The organism is Hyphomicrobium sp., from assembly GCF_051860585.1.
Lineage (GTDB): Bacteria > Pseudomonadota > Alphaproteobacteria > Rhizobiales > Hyphomicrobiaceae > Hyphomicrobium_C.
On sequence record NZ_JBHYDS010000004.1, the window covers coordinates 332818 to 353282 of the forward strand.

Below are 20465 nucleotides of genomic sequence, written 5' to 3' on the forward strand. Positions count from 1 at the left end.
GACGAATGAGCCCAAATCGGTCGAAATATCCGCAGCTTGGCCCTTGAAGAGCCGCAATGGATTTAACAGTTAAGCAGCGGATTTTCTTGACAGAAGAGGCCGCTCCCGCCAAGAGAGCCACGCCGAACTTCGGGACGGTTGAGACGAGCGGGGAACGGCGGCGGCAGACGTACACTTAGGTAGGCCCTTTATTGGAGGCCACGTATGACCAAGCGAGCTACTGCGAAGGCGGCCAAAGCGAAGGCCGCTCCGAAAAAGACCGCCGTAAAGGCCAAGTCCGTCGCGAAGACGCCGTCGAAGGCGCCCGCGAAAGCGAAGCCCGCGCGCACGGCCGCGGCAAGGTCCGCAAAGTCCCCGTCTCTTTCCGCAAAGTCTCTTGCCGCAAAGTCGACTTCCGCGAAGGCAGCCACGAAGCATCCTGCGAAAGCGGCTGCGAAATCCGCGCCTGCGAGCAAACCGAGGACCCGCGCCATCGAGAAGACCCAAGACAAGAAGCTCACCGCCAAGGCAGGCGTGGCTTCCACCATCGTCGTCCCGCCCGACTATCGTCCCTCCGAGGACGAGCCGTTCATGAGCGAGAAGCACCGGGCCTACTTCCGCCAGAAGCTCACGACCTGGAAGGAAGAGATCATCCGCCAGACCCGCGAGACGCTGGCCGGATTGCACGAGGATTCGACGCAGCACGCCGATCTCGCGGATCGGGCGACCTCCGAAACGGACCGCAATCTCGAGTTGCGGGCGCGTGACCGCCAGCGCAAGCTTATCGCCAAGATCGATGCGGCCCTGGCGCGGATCGAGGACGGCACCTACGGCTACTGCGAAGAGACCGGCGAGCCGATTGGCCTCAAGCGGCTCGATGCACGGCCGATCGCGACCCTGTCCGTCGAAGCGCAGGAGCGCCACGAACGCCGCGAGCGCGTCTACCGCGAGGACTGAGGCCGCTCGCGAACGCCGCCATGCCCGCGCTTGAGAGCCCGCGCGTGAGACGGCCGGTAGCAGCGGCTTAGCTGTTCCGCTCCGGTTTGCCGTCCATGGACGCCATGGGCGATCCCGCCTGCCGCGCCCGCTCTTCGGCGAGCCGCATGAGGATCGTGCGCACCCCATCGAGATCGCGCAGGTGCACGTCCTGCTGCGTGTGCGCCATTTCGATGCCGGCGTCCCGCAGCGCCTTGACGATCCGGAACCGCAGATCGCTCTGCACCGCGCCCGATTTCGTCACGTCGGGCGTGACGCCTCCGAGTGAGAACTCGAACCCGTTGACGCCCAGGTTCTCGAGCGTGACGACGGGCTCCGGATGCGGAAGCAGCAGCGGGCAGTCCTTGCCGACCTGCTGCAGCACATCGCGAACGCGCTCCGGATCCGCCTTCGCGCCGACGGTCACGCGCACCGTTGCGGTGCCGAGCGAATTGCGATGCGTGAAGTTGGTCACCGTCGACGTCACGAGCGCCGAATTGGGAACGATGAGGCTCGCCCGTTCGCCCGTCTCGATTTCCGTCGAGCGGACCGAGATGCGCCGCACGAAGCCCTCGAGGCCATTGACCGAAACCCGGTCGCCGACCTTGATCGGCCGTTCGACCAGCAGGATCAGGCCGGATACGAAATTGTTCACGATCGACTGCAGGCCGAGGCCGATACCGACCGACAGCGCGCCGGCGACGATGGCGAAGTTCGTGATGTCGAGCCCGCCGTAGGATACCGCCACCAGCGCCGCCAGAATGAACCCGGCGTAGCCCACGGCCGTCCGTACCGAATTGGCGATGCCCTGGTCGATGCGCGGCGACCGGAACACGTCCTTGTCGAGCCAGCGCTGCACGAGCCGCGTGGCGAACACGAGTGCGAGAAACAACAGCGCGGCGAGCATGATCCGCGCGAGCGAGATGCGGAAGTCGCCGATCTGGAAGCCGAGCACTGCGGCCCGCACCCAGGCGAGCGCTTCGGCCAGCGTATAGCCCCACGTGATCAGCACGAGCGGCACGGCAGCGAGCGCGAGCGCGATGTTGAGCAGCGCCGACAGCGCCCGCGTCAGCAAGCGGCTTTGCGTTTCGTCGAGGCCCGCCCGCTCTTCGAGCACTTTCGCGAGCGGCGTGATGCCCGTGCCGGGCGCGCCCAGCAGCGCGCGAATGGCGAGATGGAACACGAGCACGACGGCGATCGCGCTGCCGGTCACGATGACCTGCTGCGCGATGAAGCGCCCCAACCCGATGTATCCGAACAGGGTCGTGCCCAGGATGGCGAGCGCCGCCGCCAGGATCGGCAGCTTGAGCATCTGCGGCCGCAGCAGCGAGGTATCGTCGTAGACGACGGCGTCGATAGCGGGCGTGGTGGCCGTGACCGCGGCAGGCGACGCCGCGCCGTCAGGGATCGGTGGCGCCGGCCCGGCTGGCGCGGCACGCGGCTTCGGATCGAACGGCACGTGCACGAGCTGCAGCATCAGAAGTCCGATGGCGAGGCTTGCAAGCGCCGTTTCCATGATCGACAGCGACAACGGCAGATAGAGCCGCGCAATCACCTGCTGCAGGATGAGGTCGGCGGAGAAGACGGCGGCGATGCCAATGATGATGCGCGTCAGCCGGCGCGCCGCTTCGGTCGAGAGATCGACGAGCCGCCAGTCGGGGCGCCACGGCTGCAGGATGGCGCGCGCCAGCGCCGACACGGCGATGTAGACCAGCAGCGCAGGGAACGCCGCGTGCGCAATCTTGCCGACTTCGAAGGTCAGCAGGTTCATCGCCTCGAGACCGGCGCCGGCCGCCGCCAGCGTAATGAGCCCGGGCATGGCCAGCAGCGGCGCCATCCACCCGACGGTCACGGCTTGCGCGAAGAAACTCGGCGGCTTTTCGCGCGGTGTGTCGAGGTGGCGGGCCAGGAACTGCCGCACCAGCGCGGCCGAAAACACCAGCAGGAGCACCACGCCGCCGATCAGCGCCGCGAGTTCCGCACTCCGGCGGGATGCCAGCGTCCACCAGTCGGAAAGCGTGTCGTGCACCTGGCGCGCGGCTCCCGGCACATCTTCGCTGAGCTTGTCCCACGTTGCCGGTAGCGCAGGGGAGGGGCTTCGCTTCAGGATGTGCGACGCGAACAGCTCCTGGCGGGCGCGCTGCAGGGTGTCGCGCAACTGGTTCGCGCGCACCACGGTGACTTCGATGTTTTTGAGCGCGCCGTCGAGTTCGGCCGCTTTTGTGGTGAGACGCGCCCGTTCAGCCGCGGCGTTGGCGGCTTCCGGAGCGGCATCCTTTGCCGGGGCCGGACCGAGCTGCTCGACCTGCTGGCGCACGGCTTCCCGCTTGGGCTTGATGGCCTCGCGCGCCGCGTTGGCTCCGTCGAAAACGTCGAGCAGCTGCGTGCGCAGCCGCGTCAGTTCCTGGTCGTTGTCGAGATTGCGATTGACGGCGTTCTCGAGCCGCTCGATGTCGCCCCTGATCTGGTCGACTGGGCGCTGCAGGTCCTCGACCTCCTTGAGGTCCGCCCCCGTCAGCACGGGTGGCGCGGGTTCCGCCGGAACGGGCGGCAAAGCCGGCGGAGGGGCAGGCGCCGCGGCGCCGGACGGGTCGGACGTGGGCGGCGAAGCGGCAGGCGCGGGCGGTGTCTGCGACGACGCAACGCCCGCGTCTACCAGCAGCAAGAGCGCCAGCACCGCGAACCGCAGGAATTGCCGAACCGGAGCCATCACTCGTCCTCGTGACTGAAACGTGCGCGCCCGCGTGACGGACGGCTGCCGGCGCACGGCGAGGGGCGCATCACGTGCGCAGCGTAGCGCGCGACGAGACGGTGCCGGGCGATGATGCGTCCGGCGTTGTGCTCTCGGCGGAACCGGTCGGAGCGCCGATGCCGGTCTCGATCACCATGTCCACCGGCCCGCCCGTCATGATCAGATGCTCGACCCCGTCGCGGCGCACGAGAATGAGCCGCCGGCGGCCGTCGAGATTGAATTGTTCGGTGACCGAAAGCCGCCGTTCGGGCTTCGGGCCGAACAGGCCGCTGACGGCCTGCGCCGGGCCTTTGCCCGACAGGTAGTTTCGCACGAAAAAAGCGCCCGCGATCGTCGCGACGGCGAGGGCGATCACGACCGCAAGATAGTAGACGATGTCCAACATGTTCCTGCCACCCGGGCACCCCCGGGCGTCCTCCCTCAGCGCGTTTCGCAGATTCCCTATAGCGCGGAATTCATTCCATTTTAACCCTGATGATCGAAGTGTGGGTGTGACGGGGCGCAGCAACACGGCGCCGGGCGGGCCTCAGTGCGGGGCCTCCGGCGAATTCGCGGCATTCCGGCACGGGCGTAAACGTTAGCGTAAGAGTTCAGTACCCACATGCAGGCTTCCCGGGCGGTCACCCCTGAGAATCAGATAGCTTTCGCCTTTATGAGTGAGAGCAATGTCCGACCACCCCAAGCCGGCGTATCGGCGGCCCCGCCCCTGAGCGGCGGTCAGGAAGCCGGAATCGTCCCGATCATCGCGGCCTCGGTTGCGGCCGGCGCACTGGTCTTGGCGCTTGTCGCCTCGCCCGCCGGCGAGCCGCTGCTGCTGACGGTTCTCGCTGTGCTCGCCATGCTCGGCCTCGCCGCCGTCTTCGCCTATATCGCCGGCCACATTCGTATCGGCGAGCGCGTGCGTGACGACGATCTCATCCGCGCGCTGGCCAACAATCTCGACGACGGCATCCTCGTCACCCGCCGCGACGGCCGCCCCTTCTATGCCAACAAGACACTCGCCGATCTGGTCGGCATGACCGCCGGTGGCGAGGTCAAGGCGCTCGAAACACTGTTTGCAGGCGACGCCCGCGCGACGGCCGCTTATTTCCGCTTGGAGCGCGCGGCGTCGCGCGGCGAACCATGGCGGGAGGAGATCGCACTGACGGCGCCGGGTCACACGCGCCTGCTGCGCGTCTCGCACCGCGCCTGCAGCGTCCCCGGTTACGAGCGCGACCTCGGCCCGATGATGCTGTGGACCGTCGCCGACGTGACGCTCGAACGCGCCCACCAGGCGAACGCCGTTTCCATGCTTGAAGCGACGCTCGAGCGTTTGGACAGCGCCCCCGCCGGACTTCTCGAAGTCGATCCGCGTGGTTCCGTCCGCCGCCTGAACGCCACGTTGCTGCGCTGGCTCGGCCTTGAGCCGGCCGCCGTCGCCGAACGCAATTTGAAGCTGGCCGATATCGTCTCACCCGAAGGCGTCGAGCTGATCGTCAATGCGGCGGCGGCCTATTACACGACCGGGCAGGGCGTCGATCTCGATGTCACGATCGACAAGAACACCCAGGTGCCGCTCCGCTTCTTCGCCCGCCGCGATGCGCACGGCGGCCTGCTGATCGCAGCCTATCGCCGTGAAGCCGGCACCGCCGAAGGCGAAGCGAGCGCTGCCGAGATCCGGTTCGCGCGCTTCTTCCAGTCGGCCCCGTTCGGCATGGCGACCCTCGGGCCAGACGGCCGCCTGATGAGCGTCAACGCCGCCTTCGCGCGCATGATCCCCGATGGGCTTTCCGCGGTTGGATCGCTTGCGGCCCCCGTCCTCTGCCGGTCGGCGAGCACCGACACGCTTGCGACCGTCGAGACGGCCATCAAGCAGGTGCTGGCGGGAACCGCGGGCGCAGCTCCGATCGACATCACGGTCGGCCCCGACAGCGAATTCTCGCGCCGCGTCTATCTCGCCCCGCTCACCCAGGCCAAGGACGCGCGCGAAGCAGCCGTCCTCTACCTGATCGACGCGACCGAGCAGAAGGCGCTTGAAGCCAAGTTCGCGCAGAGCTCGAAGATGGAGGCCGTGGGCAAACTCGCTGGCGGCATCGCGCACGATTTCAACAACGTGCTGACGGCCATTATCGGCTTCTCGGATCTGCTGCTGCAGACCCACCGTCCGAGCGATCCCGCGCACAAGGACATCATGAACATCCGCTCCAGCGCCACGCGCGCGGCGGGTCTCGTCGCCAAGCTGCTCGCCTTCTCGCGCCGCCAGACATTGCAGACCGAACCGCTGCAGCTCGGTGAAGTGCTGGGCGAAATCTCGCCGCTCCTCAAACGTTCGATCGGCGAGACCATCGACCTCAAGATGCCGTCCGGCCGCGATCTCTGGTACGTCAAGACCGACCGCACGCAGTTCGAGCAGGTCGTGATCAACCTGGCTGTCAACGCACGCGACGCCATGCCCGAAGGCGGCACGCTCTCGATCGTCACCCGCAACGTCACCGAGCGCGAGAGCCAGCGCCTGTCCCATCACGGCATGACGGTCGGCGAATATGTGCTGATCGAGGTCAGCGACACCGGCTCGGGCATGCCGCCCGAGGTAATGGCCAAGATTTTCGAGCCGTTCTTCACCACCAAGGGCATCGGCAAGGGCACCGGCCTCGGCCTCTCGACGGTGTACGGCATCGTCAAACAGTCCGGCGGCTACATCTATCCGGAAACGGCGCTCGGCCGCGGCACCGTCTTCCGCGTCTACCTGCCGCGCTACATGCCCGGCAACGAAGACGAGCTGGTTGCGCAGAAAACCACAAAGAAGGAGCGTCCGCAGGATCTCACGGGCTCCGGCTGCGTGCTCCTGGTCGAGGACGAAGACATCGTGCGCTCGTTCGCCGTGCGTGCGCTGCGCCGCCAAGGCTATGAGGTGCTGGAGGCGACCACCGGCGTCGAGGCGCTCGAAGTGATGGCCGCCAACGAGGGCAAGGTCGACATCGTGGTCTCGGACGTCGTCATGCCCGAGATGGATGGACCGACGCTGCTCAAGGAGCTGCGCAAGAAAACCCCGGACATGAAGATCATCTTCGTCTCCGGCTATCCGCACGAAGCTTTCGAGACCAGCCTCGACAAGAACGAGCAGTTCGCCTTCCTGCCGAAGCCCTTCTCCCTGCCGCAGTTGGCCGCCAAGGTGAAAGAGCAGCTCGCGCTTTAGCGAAGCCGGAGAGGGCGCTGGTTCAGGAGGCTTGAATGAGCGACGCCGAAACCCCCATGTGCCGAGTCGTGCGCGCGGACGAGACCTACGCCGGCAAGCAGGGCCTGACCTACTTCTGCGGCATCGCCGCCGAGACCGTGGGATCGAAGGGCATCTGCATGCACTTGCTGACGATCCCGCCGGGCGCGCGCGCGAAGGCGCATCTGCATGAAAACCACGAGACCGCGATCTACATCCTCGACGGCGAGGCCTTGACGCTTTACGGCGATCGCCTCCAGCATCAGATGATCAACAAGGCTGGCGATCTGGTCTACATCCCGGCTGGCGTTCCGCACCTGCCGATCAATCTGAGTGGCAAGCCTGTCTCGGCCGTCATCGCGCGCACCGACCCGAACGAGCAGGAGAGCGTGGTCCTGTTGCCGGAGCTGGAAACGCTCGCGGACGAAGCGATGGCGCGATTGACAGCCGCCTGAACATCACGCTTGAACGTCTCATCCTTGACTAACACCGGCGCGCCGGATCGGCCGTGTCACACGATGCGAGATTGTCCGTACACAGACGCGACATAGCTGTTTCTTGCTATGCGAATAATGCAGACGGAATCGTAAGGTTTGTTACCTTCGAGAGCACAAGGCGATTCGTGTGTGCGTGCCCGCCAACGCAGCCTCGTCATCAAGCCTGAGAGCCTAAATGATCCGCTTCACTAAGCTGCAGCGCCCCCTTCGCGGCGATCCAATTCGTGCATCCAATCGCATGCTGGGATCCCCCTGTCGGCGCGCCTCTTTCGTGGCGCACGCCGCGCTCGCCATCGCGTCAACTTCTGCGCTTCTCCTCTCGGCCGCGCCGTCGTGGGCCGCCGATATCGTCGTGACGCGGAAACCCTTCGAGGGTGGCTGGCAGAATTCCGGCGTGATCAACGGAAACATTACATTCACTGCCACCAGCGGCGGCTTCGGAACCATCAAAAATTCTGGCACGATCAACGGTACGATCACGGCCAACTCAGGTGGACAGCTTGAGAACTTGGGCGTGGTCACCGGCAACATCATCATGCCCACCGGGAATATCTTGAACCTTTCGGGCGGCGTGATCAATTCCGGCTCGACTATCGAAGTCAGCGCCAACGGTTTCTACAACCACGGAGTTCTCTCCCCCGGGGGCGATGGCAACGTCCAGACGACGAGCATCTCCAACTACTACAGCCAGTCCTCAACCGGCTCCTATGTCACCACGCTCGCGAGCCCCACATCGGCGGACAAGCTCGAAGTTGCGGACGATGCGAGGGTCCACGGCAAGGTCGTCGTCAACCGCACCGGCGTGATCGGCGATACCGGTTCGGTGACAATCATGAGCTCCAACGGCACCCTCACCAACAACATCTCGAGCGTCACCCAGAATGGCTGGCAATACGCTGTGAACCGGGTCGCGGGCTCAAGCGGCACGACGTATTACCGGTACGACTACACGAACTGCTGCGGCAACTACGTCCTGGCGACGACATCGACGCCCGGAGACGGCACGAACTATTCGACGAACCTTTATGTGTCAGACGGCATGGGCGGCTACACCATCACGGGCCTCACGCTCCTGCCCACGGCCGCAGACCAACTCGTCCTGAGCTGGAACCGCATGAGCCTCGCGTCCTATGCGAACTCGGTCTCGCTCACGAGCCTGCAAAGCAACGTCGTGAGCATCCTCGCTGGCGCCGAAGCCGGAAACGCCAAGATCCGCAAGGTGAACGATAGCTTGCTGGATAGCACGGTCGCGACCGTGCAATCTTCTATCAACGCTTTGACGCCCACGGCCTACGTGGCTGACCTCAATAGCTGGTGGCAGGCGAACAATGCTTTCATGCAGAGCGTGAACAGTTGCCCCAAGCTCGAAGGCAGCCCCGGCCTGATCGTCGAAGGACAATGCTACTGGACCAAGTTCGGCGGCCGCCACAGCGATTGGAACACGACGGCCACCAACATCGGTGGCCAGGACCAGGGCTATAGCTTCTCGGGCGGCGTTCAGGTGGCGCTGCGCGATGAATGGCGGCTCGGCTTCGCGGGGTCCTATGAGACCGCCACCATCGACACCGCGAACGGCGCGAGCACCGATCGCGACAGTTTTGAAGGCGCAGTTGTGCTCAAGAACCGCTGGGGCAACTTCAGCGCGGCAGCGGCCGGCTTTGCGGGTTACGGCTGGGCGGATACGGAGCGCACGCTGTTCGGCGGCTTGGCTCCTGCGAAAAGCGACCGCGAGATGTGGCTTGCGGGCACGAACTTGCGTCTGAGCCATCTCTTCGATCTGCCGCACCGCTGGTACGTTAAGCCGATGGTTGATCTCAACGCCACGCACATCGCCACCAAGGACTTCAGCGAGCGGGGCGGCGGCGGCGCCAATCTCGCGGTCGAGGGCGACGGCACATGGGTGCTGTCCGCGAGCCCGGCCCTCGAGGTCGGCACCGAGATCCGCTCCGGCGGTATCCTCTATCGGCCGTTCGTGCGCGTCGGTGGCACCTTCCTCGACGACGCGACCTTCGATGTGACGGCGAGCTTCCTGGCTGCCCCCGGTCAGCTCTTCACTACCTCGCAGTCCTTCGACGACACGTATTTCGACGTCTCCGCAGGCATCGATATTTTGACGGCCGATGGCGTCGACTTGAAGCTCACCTACGACGGCCGTTTTGCGGAGGACTCGACCTCGCTTGCGCTCGGTGCGAAGGCGTCCATTCCGTTCTGAGCGTAAAACGAGGGGATGGGCGCTCACCCGAGATTGATCTTCCCGTTGACGACGTGATGCAGGTTCGTGCCTTCGGCCGTCAGCTCCATCTTGACGGCGAGCGTGCCTTTGCCCGCCAGCCCGTTTTCGCGCACGATGCGTTCGATCTCCTGCTGCGACGAAACGCCGACCTCTTTCAGGAACCGGCGTAAGGCGAGATTGAAAGTTTCGTTCTCCATTCCGGCGGCCTCCTCGATCAATTTGGAACATCACGGTTGCTCCATTGGTTTCGTTATAAACGAACCAAGGAGACCATGATGTCATCCCGCGATCCGGGGCGGCCCGCCCGCCCCTCTCAGAACGCCGCGCCGATAACGCTGCGAAAGATATATGTATCGACCGTGTCGTCGGCCATGTGTATCGCGTTTGCTGTGTCGCCCGCGTCCGCTCAATCGCCGCCCGCGCCCGCGCAGCCGCCGGGCGTGCCGAAAAATGCCAACCCTCCGTCCGAGAGCACCACGCCTCCAACGGATCCGGGCGGCGACGCGACAACGCCGGACAAGCCGCTCTCCAACGAGCTGAAACAGAATGATGGCGTGCTCGAACCGCCGAAGAGCCTCGACAACGAGATCGTGCGCGAGGCGCCGGTGCCGGAGCCGAACACGACGCCGGTCATCCCGCCGCCCGGCGCGCCCGGAGGCGACCCGAACGTCAAGCCCAAGTGATGACGTCAGGCCCCAATTGATCGTAAGCGAGTAATCGTGAGCAGGGCGGTCAGAAGCGAACGTCAGTCGATCGCTTTGTAGAGCGCTGTGATCATGTCGGCGGCCGTCTTCAGGACGGCCGCATTCGCTTTGAACGCGAATTCGGCCTCCATCATCGAGGTCAGTCCCTCGATGTCGCCGGGCAAGGGCAGGTAGCCGATCCGCGGTGAGCTGAAACCCTGCTCGGTCACGGTGGCAGCTTCCGGCGCGGCGATGGCCTCAGCCGCGACGCCAAGTTTGGCCGAGGCCGAAAGCATCCCGTTGCGGGCGATGGTGAGGGCGTCGATCAAGGGGAGGCGGTCCCGGTCGGAGGCAGCGGATCATCCACCCTCCCATGCATCGCCTAAGAGCCCGTTACACCCCGCCGCAGCATTGTCACCAATGCGCCAACCACGGTGTAGACAGATGAGAACAAAGCGTGTACATCTCAGGTAACACGCGAGTCGCTCATCAATCGTTAACATGTCATAAGGTGCCAACATGACCAAGCCGGAGCTGCACGTCGTCGAGGGGGGAAAGATGGACAAGAAGCAGGCGCTCGAAGCGGCGTTGGCACAGATCGACAAGGCCTTTGGCAAAGGCTCGATCATGCGCCTCGGCGCGAATGACAAGATGGATGTCGAAGCCATTTCGACAGGCTCGCTGGGGCTCGATATTGCCCTGGGGATCGGTGGCCTCCCGAAGGGCCGCGTGATCGAGATTTATGGCCCCGAGAGTTCCGGCAAGACGACGCTGACGCTGCAGGTGATCGCCGAAGCCCAGAAGAAGGGCGGCGTCTGCGCGTTCGTCGACGCCGAGCACGCTCTCGATCCGGCCTATGCCCGCAAGCTCGGCGTCAAGATCGACGAATTGCTCATCTCGCAGCCCGATACCGGCGAGCAGGCGCTCGAGATTGCCGACACTCTGGTGCGCTCCGGCGCCATCGACGTGCTCGTGATCGACAGCGTCGCGGCGCTGACGCCCGAAGCCGAGCTCAACGGCGAAATGGGAGACATGCAGCCTGGCATGCAGGCGCGTCTGATGAGCAAGGCGTTGCGCAAGCTCACCGCGTCGATCTCGAAGTCCGGCACGATGGTCATCTTCATCAACCAGATCCGCATGAAGATCGGCGTCATGTTCGGCAACCCGGAAACGACCACCGGCGGCAACGCGCTCAAGTTCTACGCGTCCGTGCGCCTCGACATTCGCCGCATCGGCCAGATCAAGGAACGCGAAGAGACGGTCGGCAACCAGACCCGTGTCAAGGTCGTGAAGAACAAGGTCGCCCCGCCGTTCAAGCAGGTCGAGTTCGACATCATGTACGGCGAAGGCATTTCCAAGATGGGCGAGCTGATCGACCTCGGGTCGAAAGCGAACGTCGTTGAGAAGTCCGGCGCGTGGTTTTCCTACAACGGCGAGCGCATCGGCCAGGGCCGCGAGAACGCCAAGCAGTTTCTCAAGCAGAACCCGAAAATCGCCGACTCCATCGAGCAGGCGATTCGCGCCAGCGCGGGCCTGATCGTCGACAAGATGCTGTCCGAACCCGAACAGAACGCCGAAGGCGAGGAGCCGGACGAGGACGGCGTGTTGCCGGAAGCCACCGATCCTGCCCGCAAGGGTGCGGGCCGGGCGGCCAAGCGCTAGAGTGCTTCCGGAAAAGTGGGAACCGGTTTTCCGATAAGAAGCACGACGAAACAGAGGGCTAGAGTCTTTCCGCGATTCAACCAAAAATCGGAAAGACTCAAGCTCCCCGGAAATCAGCGCGGCGCGGCCTTCTAACCGGGGGGCTGCGCCGTTTGCGTTTCTGGACAGTGCCGAGGCCGCCCGCTAAAAGCGGCCCACGGCAAAAAAGCGCCCGCAGGGGGCTTTGCGCCGCCGCGCGCCCGAAGCTCCGACGTCGCTCGATTGTCGAAGGCGGGATCCACGTCACCTCGAACACACACACACGGGTGTGAAGCGGCGTGAGTGTGGAGCGTGGGACGGATGCCGGCCTTTGGCCAGGATGCAGGGTTTCGCCCGATGCGAAGCGTGCGCCGCCGAAGCCAGCGACCGGAGCGCGACCTGAGCTTCAAGACCCGGCTTTCAAGGCCCCGGCTTTCAAGGCCCCGACTACTTTCAAGGCCCGACTACTTTCAAGGAATGAGAATGACCGGCGTCAACGAGATCAGACAGGCGTTCCTCGACTACTTCAAAAGCGAGGGCCATGCGGTCGTGCCATCGTCGCCGCTGGTGCCGCGCAACGATCCGTCGCTGATGTTCACCAACGCCGGCATGGTGCAGTTCAAGAACGTCTTCACCGGGCAGGAGCAGCGCCCGTACGTGCGCGCCGCCTCGTCGCAGAAATGCGTCCGCGCCGGCGGTAAGCACAACGACCTCGACAACGTCGGCTACACGGCGCGCCACCACACCTTCTTCGAGATGCTCGGCAACTTCTCGTTCGGCGATTATTTCAAGGAAGCCGCGATCGAATTCGCCTGGCGTCTGATCACGAAGGATTTCGGCCTCGATGCGAAGCGCCTCACCGTCACCGTCTATCATGAGGACGAAGAAGCGCGCGCGATCTGGAAGAAGCTGACAGGCTTCGGCGACGACAAGATCATCCGCATCGCCACCAAGGACAACTTCTGGCAGATGGGCGACACCGGTCCGTGCGGACCGTGCACCGAGATCTTCTACGACCACGGGCCCAAGATCCCGGGCGGCCCTCCGGGCTCGCCCGATGCCGATGGCGACCGCTTCATCGAGATCTGGAATCTCGTTTTCATGCAGTTCGAGCAGCTCCCCTCGGGTGAGCGCGTCAATCTGCCGAAGGCGTCCGTCGATACGGGTATGGGCCTCGAGCGCATCGCCGCCGTGCTGCAGGGCACACACGACAACTACGAGATCGACCTGTTCCGGAACCTCATCCAGGCCATCCGCCAGGAATCCGAAAAGGTCGGCAGCCGCGAGAGCGCTGTCGAGGGCGGCCCCGAGTTCATCCGAGTGGCGCGCCGCGTCATCGCCGACCATCTGCGCGCCACCAGCTTCCTGATCGCCGACGGCGTGCTTCCGTCGAACGAGGGCCGCGGCTATGTTCTGCGCCGCATCATGCGCCGCGCCATGCGCTACGCCCACCAGCTCGGCTGTACCGATCCGCTGATGTATCGCCTCGTGCCCGCGCTCGTGCGCGAAATGGGCGTTGCCTATCCCGAGCTTGGCCGCGCCGAAGCGTTGATCGCCGAGACGCTGAAGCTCGAAGAGACGCGCTTCAAGAAGACGCTCGGCAACGGCCTCAAGCTGCTCGGCGAGGCCTCGAGTGGACTGACCCAGGGCGCGACCTTCCCGGGCGACATCGCCTTTAAGCTCTACGACACATTTGGCTTTCCGCTCGACCTGACCGAGGACGCCCTCCGCGCGCGCGATATCACGGTCGACACGAAAGCCTTCGACGCCGCCATGGCGAAGCAGAAGGACGAAGCACGCCGCGCCTGGAAGGGCTCCGGCGAAGCCGCGACCGAAGAGATCTGGTTCGAGATCAAGGAAGAAACCGGCGCGTCCGAATTCCTCGGCTACGATACCGAGACCGCCGAGGGCGAGATCCGTGCGCTCGTGCGCGACGGCAAGCCGGTCAAGACACTGAAGGCCGGCGATGAAGGCGCGCTCGTCCTCAACCAGACGCCGTTCTATGGCGAAAGCGGCGGCCAGGTCGGCGATCAGGGCGTCATCCGCGGCGCCAAGGGGTCGCTGTTCCGCGTCACCGAAACGCAAAAGAAGCTCGGCGATCTTTTCGTCCACATCGGCAAAGTCGAAGCGGGAAGCTTCAAGGCCGGCGAGGCGGTCGAACTCGCAGTCGATCACGCCCGCCGCATGGCGACGCGCGCCAATCACTCGGCGACGCATCTCCTGCACGAAGCGCTGCGCCAGGTGCTCGGCCCCCACGTCGCGCAGAAGGGCTCGCTCGTCTCGCCTGATCGCCTGCGCTTCGACTTCGTGCACCAGAAGCCGATGAGCGCCGAGGAAATTGCCGCTGTCGAAAAGCTCGCCAACGAAATCGTGCTGCAGAACAGCCCGGTCGAGACGCGCCTGATGGCGCTTGAGGACGCGAAGGCGTCCGGCGCCATGGCCCTCTTCGGAGAGAAGTACGGCGACGAAGTCCGCGTCGTATCGATGGGTGATGCGGCGGCGGGTTCTAATAAGGCTTGGTCGGTCGAACTCTGCGGCGGCACGCATGCGCGCCGCACGGGCGACATCGGCCTCGTCAAGGTCGTGGGCGAAAGCGCGAGCGCGGCGGGTGTGCGCCGCATCGAGGCGCTGACCGGCGACGGCGCACGCGGCTACCTGGTGGATGCCGACCAGCGCGTCAAGGAAGCGGCCAGCGTGTTGAAGACGCGCCCCGAGGATCTGGTCGAACGTCTCAAGGCGCTCGTCGAAGAGCGCAAACAGCTCGAACGCCAGCTCGCGGACGCCAAGAAGCAGATCGCGCTTGGCGGCGGCGGGGGCGGCAAGGACGCCGGACCGGCGATCGTCGAAGTCGGCGGCCGCAAATTCCTGAAGCTCTCCGTGGCAGGCGTCGAGATGAAGGACCTGAAGGCGATGGCCGACGACGGGCGCGCCAAGGTCGGGTCCGGCATTGTCGCGATTGCCAACAACTCGGCGGATGGCAAGCTCGGCATCGTCGTGGCCGTGACCAACGATCTTGCCGGCGCGATCAGCGCCGTCGATCTCGTGCGGGCAGGCTCCGAAGCCGTCGGCGGCAAGGGCGGCGGCGGACGCCCCGACATGGCCCAGGCGGGCGGTCCGGACGGCGGCAAGGCCGATGAAGCCCTCGCCGCCATCGAGGCCCGCCTCGGCGCGAGCGCCTAAACTCCCTCTCCCCATTGCCGTCCATTCGAGTGGAGAGGGTAGCTCGTACTCCGTCATCCCGGCGTCATGGCGCAGCCATGCTCCGCATGGACGGCCGGGACCCACGCCAGCTTCCACATACGCCACGCCGCCGGATCTTGTAGCGACCGCTCAACCCGAATTGGTGCGCAATAGGTAGAAGCTCGCGGGCTCCGCCATCCCGAAGTCACGCAGCAACCGCCGTCGCGGTGCTGCCGGCTGCCAACTGCCCACGGCTGCTCCCGACCGCGGGATCGAGGGTGACCGCGATCTTGAACAGCCCGCGCGACAGGTGGCGTCTCGAATGGCGCCAGAAGAACGCCGCCAGTGGCTTGGTGAGAATGTCCCACGCCAGCAGCATGGCGATGGTCGAGCCGACCTCGCGCCAGCTGAGATTCGGCATGGCCAGCACGAGATCCAGCAACGTCGGATCGAGCACCAGATCGAAAAGCGCGTCGTAAGCTTGCGAAGACACTGTCATTCACCCCTCCCGATGTCAGGTCGGGGTGCAGACTTGTGTCATGCTTAAGAGACGCCAGCCCGCACTTGAAAAACATGAGCAAAGGGAACGCCTTGAATGGCGTGTCGCGCCGCCGTCGCGACGGCGCGCGTGCCGGGCGCGAATGGGGAAATACACAACGAATATCGGGCATAAAGGAGTGAAAAAGTAGAAGCAAATACAATGTGCTGCGGCGGCAAATTCGAGTAGAATATTACGAATGAAATGAATGAAACGCCGCCCGCTTGCGACGGCTCGAACGAAATGCAATACAAAGAACGGAACGCATGAGCATGCACCGCATGCCCGTGCAACGCCCATTCACATTCATTCGTATTGGGTCCGAGCGATGGCTGCCGACGGGAGCAACGGAAGGCCTTCAGAGGATCGCGTGGCGCACATCTTCGGAGCGTTCGCCCGCGAGGTCTTCACGCCGATGGTGGCGTCGCTGACGGCGGTCCCGACTGTCGAACGCCGCCGCCTGCTGGACGAAATCCGCCGCCGGCTCGATATCGTCGAAGACGTGATCGCGACCGAGGAAGCCGCCGGGCTGCCGCCGCAACAGGCCGTCGCGCCCACGCCCTTTCCCGACCCGGAGCCGGACGACGATCTCTCCGCCAACGACAACGGCCTCGGCCGCAATCAGCGCAGCCGGGTGCGTGAGCTTGTGCTGCTCGAGGTGCTGGGGCGCGACGCCAAGGCGTTCTCCCTCCAGCAACTCATGAACGCGCTCGCCCAGCGAGGCTTCAACGACACTCCGTCGGCCGTCGTGTCGCAGCTCCATCGGCTTAAGAAGCTTGAGCTTATTCGCCAGCCGGCCGGCAGCACGGGCATGTACGAGATCACGAATGAAGGGCTTGGCCACGGCCGCAACCTGCGGTCGAGCTTCGGCGCCTACCTCCCCCCTGGTTGACCGCGCGTCAAAGCGTCCATTGACGTGCGCCGGCAGTGATCCTAGATCGCCGCTCCCGCGCTCATATGAGCGCTAAGTAGTGTCCCCGAGTGCCGGGATCGGACGACTCTGATATGGAGCTTTCCGTTGGGAAACACGTTTACACCATCGATGATCATGCAGAATGACCTCGGCGCCAATGAGCGCTTCGCGAACTTTGTTTGCTCGCTCCGCAGCAGCGTCATGCGGGCGATATTCGGAAAGAGCTGGGCCTGCGCGCGCTACCAGCGCCGCCACGCGCCGCTCGCCGGTCCCCGCCCCGGCGCCCGCCTCGACTGAGGCGCTGAGTTAAGGCCTCGCACGCGGTCAGGGCGTTCTGACCAGCGGCGCGACAGCCTGGATGCGGTTCGTCCAGACGCCCCCGCTGTAGCCCTTTGGCAGTTGCCTCACGTCTGCCGCCCAATCGATCCCCGTCGTGAAATCGCCGCCCATGTAGGGCCCGAGCAGGAACACCTCCGCGCCCGCGTCCTGCATGCGCGCCAGGAAGCGGTTGGGCCAGCCCCACAGCAGCCAGGCATAGTTGGAGGGCACGAGCAGCATCGTGTCCCGGCATGCGGCCGGCACGTAGCTGCTCCATCCGATGGCGAGATAGCGCGCGAGGCATCGCATGAGCGTCCCGCGTCCCATGGTGCGCATGTCCGGCAGCTTTTCGCGCACGCCCGCAAGCGCCGCATCGTGCCCATAGACGGCGAGCCTTGCCCTGGTATCGAGCGCGAGATTGGCGAGCCGGTCCGCGAGCTTCCGCCCTTCATCCGTGTCCCGGCTCTTCACGTGGATGAGAAAACGCTTGTCCGGGAATTCCGCCAGAACCTCGTCGAGCGAGGGCATGAGGCCCACGCCCTGGCCGCGGAACGGGTACGTCGCCCCGCCGTCTGCCGTGTACCCGTAGCCGATGTCGAGCGCCTTAAGTTCCGGGAGCGTCTTATCGCGCGTCACGCCTTGGCCGTTCGTCCGGCAGTCGACGGTCCAGTCGTGGAATACGGCGAAGTGTCCGTCCGTCGTCGGCTGCACGTCGAACTCTACGATGTCGGCTCCAGCCGCGAATGCCGCGCGCATCGACGGGATCGTGTTTTCGAGGAAAGAGTGCTCCGGCGCGCGGATGCGCGAGGCGGTGCAGGTGTCATTCTCGATGCCGTCGGGCGGGAACGTCTGTGCGACGCCGCGGTGCGCAAGCAGCACCGGCTTTCCCTGCATGGCGGGCGCGAGCAGGTTCGTATTGCCCAGAAAGAGGCCGGCCACGATGGTCAGCATGACGATGGCCGCGCCTCGCAGAATTCGTGTCATGCCTCTCCTCGTGTTCGGGCGGCGGCACCCAACCAAGCGAGAACGGCGGTTGTTTGGCGGGTTTGCGCTGCTATCGCAGCAGCCGGTCGCCGAAGAAGATCGCGATAATGACCGAGACGATCGACAGCACGAAGCCCGCGACGGAGAGACCGAAGCTCCACCAGAAGGTGTTGAGGCGCAGCCGCATGTACTCGGACCGCAGCGCCTCCATTTCGGGATTGCGCCCGCGCCCGCTACCCATGGCAATCGGCTCTTCTTTCAGGAATGCGAGGTAGCCACCGTGCAGGGCCCAATACCGGCCCGCGTTGGTGATCAGCAACGATGTCCGACCTTCATCGTCGAACTTCGCGAGCCGCGCTTTGACGAGCAGATCGGCCGCGACCTTGAGCACAGCCAGGCGGTCTTTCTCCGGCTCCACGTCGGCGAGCGGGAAGTCGAACAGAGCGAGCGGCGCCCGCGCATAGGCAGCATCGAGCAGGCGCGCGGCGACGAGATCGTGGGATGTCGCCGCCGCGGCTGGTTCGTTGTCCACGCGCCTAGCCGTTCGCCATCGCGGCCTGGAGGTTCGCGTCGATCTTGTCGAGGAAACCGCCCGTCGACAGCCAGCGCTGATCGGGCCCGACCAGCAGCGCGAGATCCTTGGTCATGAAGCCCGCTTCCACGGTCGCGACGCACACCTGTTCGAGCGTCTTTGAAAACCGGGCGAGTTCATCGTTGCCGTCGAGCTTGGCGCGATGGGCGAGCCCGCGCGTCCAGGCGAAGATCGACGCGATCGAGTTGGTCGACGTCTCCTTGCCCTTTTCATGCTCGCGGAAATGGCGCGTCACGGTGCCGTGGGCGGCTTCCGCTTCCACCGTCGCGCCGTCCGGCGTCATGAGCACGCTGGTCATCAGGCCGAGCGAGCCGAACCCCTGCGCGACCGTGTCCGACTGCACGTCGCCGTCGTAGTTCTTGCACGCCCACACGTAGCCGCCGCTCCACTTGAGCGCGGAGGCGACCATGTCGTCGATCAGGCGATGCTCGTAGACGATCTTCTTGGCCTTGAACTTGTCGGCGAACTCGGCCTCGAACACCTCCTGGAACAGATCCTTGAAGCGCCCGTCATAGGCCTTGAGGATGGTGTTCTTGGTCGAAAGGTAGACCGGGAACGTGCGATTGAGGCCGTAGTTGAACGACGCGCGCGCAAACTCGCGGATGCTGTCATCGAGATTGTACATGGCCATCGCCACGCCGGCGGAAGGCGCCTTGAAGACTTCCTTCTCGATGACGCGGCCGTCCTCGCCCTCGAATTTGATCGTGAGCTTTCCCTTGCCCGGGAAAAGGAAATCGGTGGCCTTGTACTGATCGCCGAAGGCGTGGCGGCCGATGACGATCGGCTGCGTCCAGCCCGGCACGAGGCGCGGCACGTTCTTGGCGATGATGGGCTCGCGGAAAATCACGCCGCCCAGGATGTTGCGGATGGTCCCGTTGGGCGATTTCCACATGTCCTTGAGGTTGAATTCCTTCACGCGTGCCTCGTCCGGCGTGATGGTCGCGCACTTGACGCCGACGCCGTGCGTCTTGATGGCGTTGGCGGCGTCGATGGTGATCTGATCGCTGGTCTTGTCGCGGCTCTCGATGCCGAGGTCGTAGTACTCGAGGTTCACGTCGATGTAGGGATGGATGAGCTTGTCCTTGATCAGCTTCCAGATGATGCGAGTCATCTCGTCGCCGTCGAGCTCGACGACAGTGCCGGTCACCTTGATCTTCTGCATGGGAAAGCCTTCGGGTGGGATTCGGTTATGGCGCACAGCCTAACGGCACCGCTGCGCTGCAACAAGGTATCCCAGAGCGGCCAGACCGTCGCCTTTCGTCTCCAGCATCGGACAACGAACGCTCGTCGGATCACCCGCCGAAGCCGCCGTCGTCGAGATAGCGCTTCTCGTCGGGCGTGGACGTGCGCCCGAGGATCGCGTTCCGGTGGGGGAACCGGCCGAAGCGGACGACGATCTCGCGGTGAAGGTCGGCGTAGGACCGATAGTTGGCCGCAAGCGGCGCGCTGAGGGCGACCGAGCGGTCCTGGTCGGCAGCATCCTCGGAATGCTCGAAGGGGAGGTAGAAGAACACCCGCAGGTCGGGATCGACGGCCCGGTCGTGGCCAGCGTCGATGGCCGCATCCGCCACCGCGCGTGCCTGCGCGTCGGTTGCGAACATTCTCGGCGTGTCGCGGAAGCAATTGCGCGGAAACTGGTCGAGCAAAAGAACCAGCGCCAGCGCGCCGTCGGCAGTCTCCTGCCAGGACTTGAGTTCACCCCGGCACGCCGCCTCATGCAGCGGCAGACAGTGCGCCTGGAAGCGCCGGTCGAAATCCGCGTCCTTGGCGAACCACTGGTCAGGGCCCGCCTCGCGCCAGAAGCCGATGATCTCGGACGCGGTTTGAAGGGGCGTAGTCGTAGCGTTGCTGTCCATGCCGCCCATATGGGTTGAGCGTGCGACACTTCAAAGGGCTGAGCATACACCAGCAATGGCGCGTCCCGTTGAGCATGCCGTGTCGGACCCCA

18 protein-coding genes are annotated in these 20465 nt (G+C 64.9%); 9 read left to right on the forward strand and 9 right to left on the reverse strand.

Annotated features, from left to right (window positions below; translation table 11 throughout):
* Positions 1-570 precede the first annotated feature (570 nt).
* Positions 571-936 (forward strand): RNA polymerase-binding protein DksA, encoded by a 366-nt coding sequence (dksA, locus tag ACTIFK_RS09025; protein ID WP_439542765.1) that lies wholly within the window; start codon positions 571-573, stop codon positions 934-936.
* A 67-nt stretch (positions 937-1003) separates the two neighbouring features.
* Here the strand turns inward: dksA and ACTIFK_RS09030 are convergent, their stop codons facing one another.
* On the reverse strand, positions 1004-3664 hold the full coding sequence (locus ACTIFK_RS09030; RefSeq protein ID WP_439542727.1) for a DUF3772 domain-containing protein: 2661 nt from the start codon (positions 3662-3664) through the stop codon (positions 1004-1006).
* Positions 3665-3734: 70 nt separating this feature from the next.
* The gene (locus ACTIFK_RS09035) at positions 3735-4091 is read right to left on the reverse strand and encodes a flagellar biosynthetic protein FliO (protein ID WP_439542728.1); all 357 of its coding nucleotides are present in this window, start codon (positions 4089-4091) and stop codon (positions 3735-3737) included.
* A 267-nt stretch (positions 4092-4358) separates the two neighbouring features.
* Between ACTIFK_RS09035 and ACTIFK_RS09040 the strand changes: the two genes are divergently transcribed.
* From ACTIFK_RS09040 to ACTIFK_RS09050, 3 genes are all read left to right on the forward strand, one after another.
* Positions 4359-6881, forward strand: a complete 2523-nt coding sequence (locus tag ACTIFK_RS09040; protein ID WP_439542729.1) for a response regulator — start codon at positions 4359-4361, stop codon at positions 6879-6881.
* A gap of 35 nt (positions 6882-6916) precedes the next feature.
* Positions 6917-7354, forward strand: coding sequence for a cupin domain-containing protein (locus ACTIFK_RS09045; protein WP_439542730.1), 438 nt, complete (start codon positions 6917-6919; stop codon positions 7352-7354).
* A gap of 217 nt (positions 7355-7571) precedes the next feature.
* A complete protein-coding gene (locus tag ACTIFK_RS09050; protein WP_439542731.1) occupies positions 7572-9608 on the forward strand; it encodes an autotransporter outer membrane beta-barrel domain-containing protein in 2037 nt (678 codons plus the stop codon).
* Between the two features lie 23 nt (positions 9609-9631).
* On the opposite strand, the gene ACTIFK_RS09055 is transcribed toward ACTIFK_RS09050, so the two are convergent.
* Positions 9632-9826, reverse strand: coding sequence for a DUF6494 family protein (locus tag ACTIFK_RS09055; protein ID WP_439542732.1), 195 nt, complete (start codon positions 9824-9826; stop codon positions 9632-9634).
* Positions 9827-9904: 78 nt separating this feature from the next.
* Between ACTIFK_RS09055 and ACTIFK_RS09060 the strand changes: the two genes are divergently transcribed.
* Complete coding sequence (locus ACTIFK_RS09060) at positions 9905-10312, forward strand: hypothetical protein (RefSeq protein ID WP_439542733.1); 408 nt, start codon at positions 9905-9907, stop codon at positions 10310-10312.
* 62 nt (positions 10313-10374) lie between these two features.
* On the opposite strand, the gene ACTIFK_RS09065 is transcribed toward ACTIFK_RS09060, so the two are convergent.
* Positions 10375-10641, reverse strand: coding sequence for a hypothetical protein (locus ACTIFK_RS09065; RefSeq protein WP_439542734.1), 267 nt, complete (start codon positions 10639-10641; stop codon positions 10375-10377).
* A gap of 190 nt (positions 10642-10831) precedes the next feature.
* Here ACTIFK_RS09065 and recA point away from each other — a divergent pair, with 190 nt between their 5' ends.
* Together recA and alaS are read left to right on the forward strand one after the other, a co-directional pair.
* Positions 10832-11974 (forward strand): recombinase RecA, encoded by a 1143-nt coding sequence (gene recA, locus ACTIFK_RS09070; protein WP_439542735.1) that lies wholly within the window; start codon positions 10832-10834, stop codon positions 11972-11974.
* A 501-nt stretch (positions 11975-12475) separates the two neighbouring features.
* A complete protein-coding gene (gene alaS, locus ACTIFK_RS09075) occupies positions 12476-15172 on the forward strand; it encodes an alanine--tRNA ligase (RefSeq protein WP_439542736.1) in 2697 nt (898 codons plus the stop codon).
* A gap of 205 nt (positions 15173-15377) precedes the next feature.
* Here alaS and ACTIFK_RS09080 read toward each other — a convergent pair whose 3' ends face one another.
* On the reverse strand, positions 15378-15671 hold the full coding sequence (locus tag ACTIFK_RS09080; RefSeq protein ID WP_439542737.1) for a hypothetical protein: 294 nt from the start codon (positions 15669-15671) through the stop codon (positions 15378-15380).
* 409 nt (positions 15672-16080) lie between these two features.
* On the opposite strand from ACTIFK_RS09080, the gene ACTIFK_RS09085 reads away from it, so the two are divergent.
* Both ACTIFK_RS09085 and ACTIFK_RS09090 read left to right on the forward strand, forming a co-directional pair.
* Complete coding sequence (locus ACTIFK_RS09085) at positions 16081-16602, forward strand: hypothetical protein (protein ID WP_439542738.1); 522 nt, start codon at positions 16081-16083, stop codon at positions 16600-16602.
* A gap of 156 nt (positions 16603-16758) precedes the next feature.
* A complete protein-coding gene (locus tag ACTIFK_RS09090) occupies positions 16759-16920 on the forward strand; it encodes a hypothetical protein (RefSeq protein WP_439542739.1) in 162 nt (53 codons plus the stop codon).
* 27 nt (positions 16921-16947) lie between these two features.
* Here ACTIFK_RS09090 and ACTIFK_RS09095 read toward each other — a convergent pair whose 3' ends face one another.
* From ACTIFK_RS09095 to ACTIFK_RS09110, 4 genes are all read right to left on the reverse strand, one after another.
* Positions 16948-17925 (reverse strand): glycerophosphodiester phosphodiesterase family protein, encoded by a 978-nt coding sequence (locus ACTIFK_RS09095; RefSeq protein WP_439542740.1) that lies wholly within the window; start codon positions 17923-17925, stop codon positions 16948-16950.
* 70 nt (positions 17926-17995) lie between these two features.
* On the reverse strand, positions 17996-18457 hold the full coding sequence (locus tag ACTIFK_RS09100) for a hypothetical protein (protein ID WP_439542741.1): 462 nt from the start codon (positions 18455-18457) through the stop codon (positions 17996-17998).
* A 4-nt stretch (positions 18458-18461) separates the two neighbouring features.
* A complete protein-coding gene (locus tag ACTIFK_RS09105) occupies positions 18462-19679 on the reverse strand; it encodes an NADP-dependent isocitrate dehydrogenase (RefSeq protein ID WP_439542742.1) in 1218 nt (405 codons plus the stop codon).
* 130 nt (positions 19680-19809) lie between these two features.
* Positions 19810-20373: a DUF924 family protein gene (locus ACTIFK_RS09110; protein ID WP_439542743.1), complete on the reverse strand. Its 564-nt coding sequence runs from the start codon at positions 20371-20373 to the stop codon at positions 19810-19812.
* Between the last annotated feature and the right edge of the window lie 92 nt (positions 20374-20465).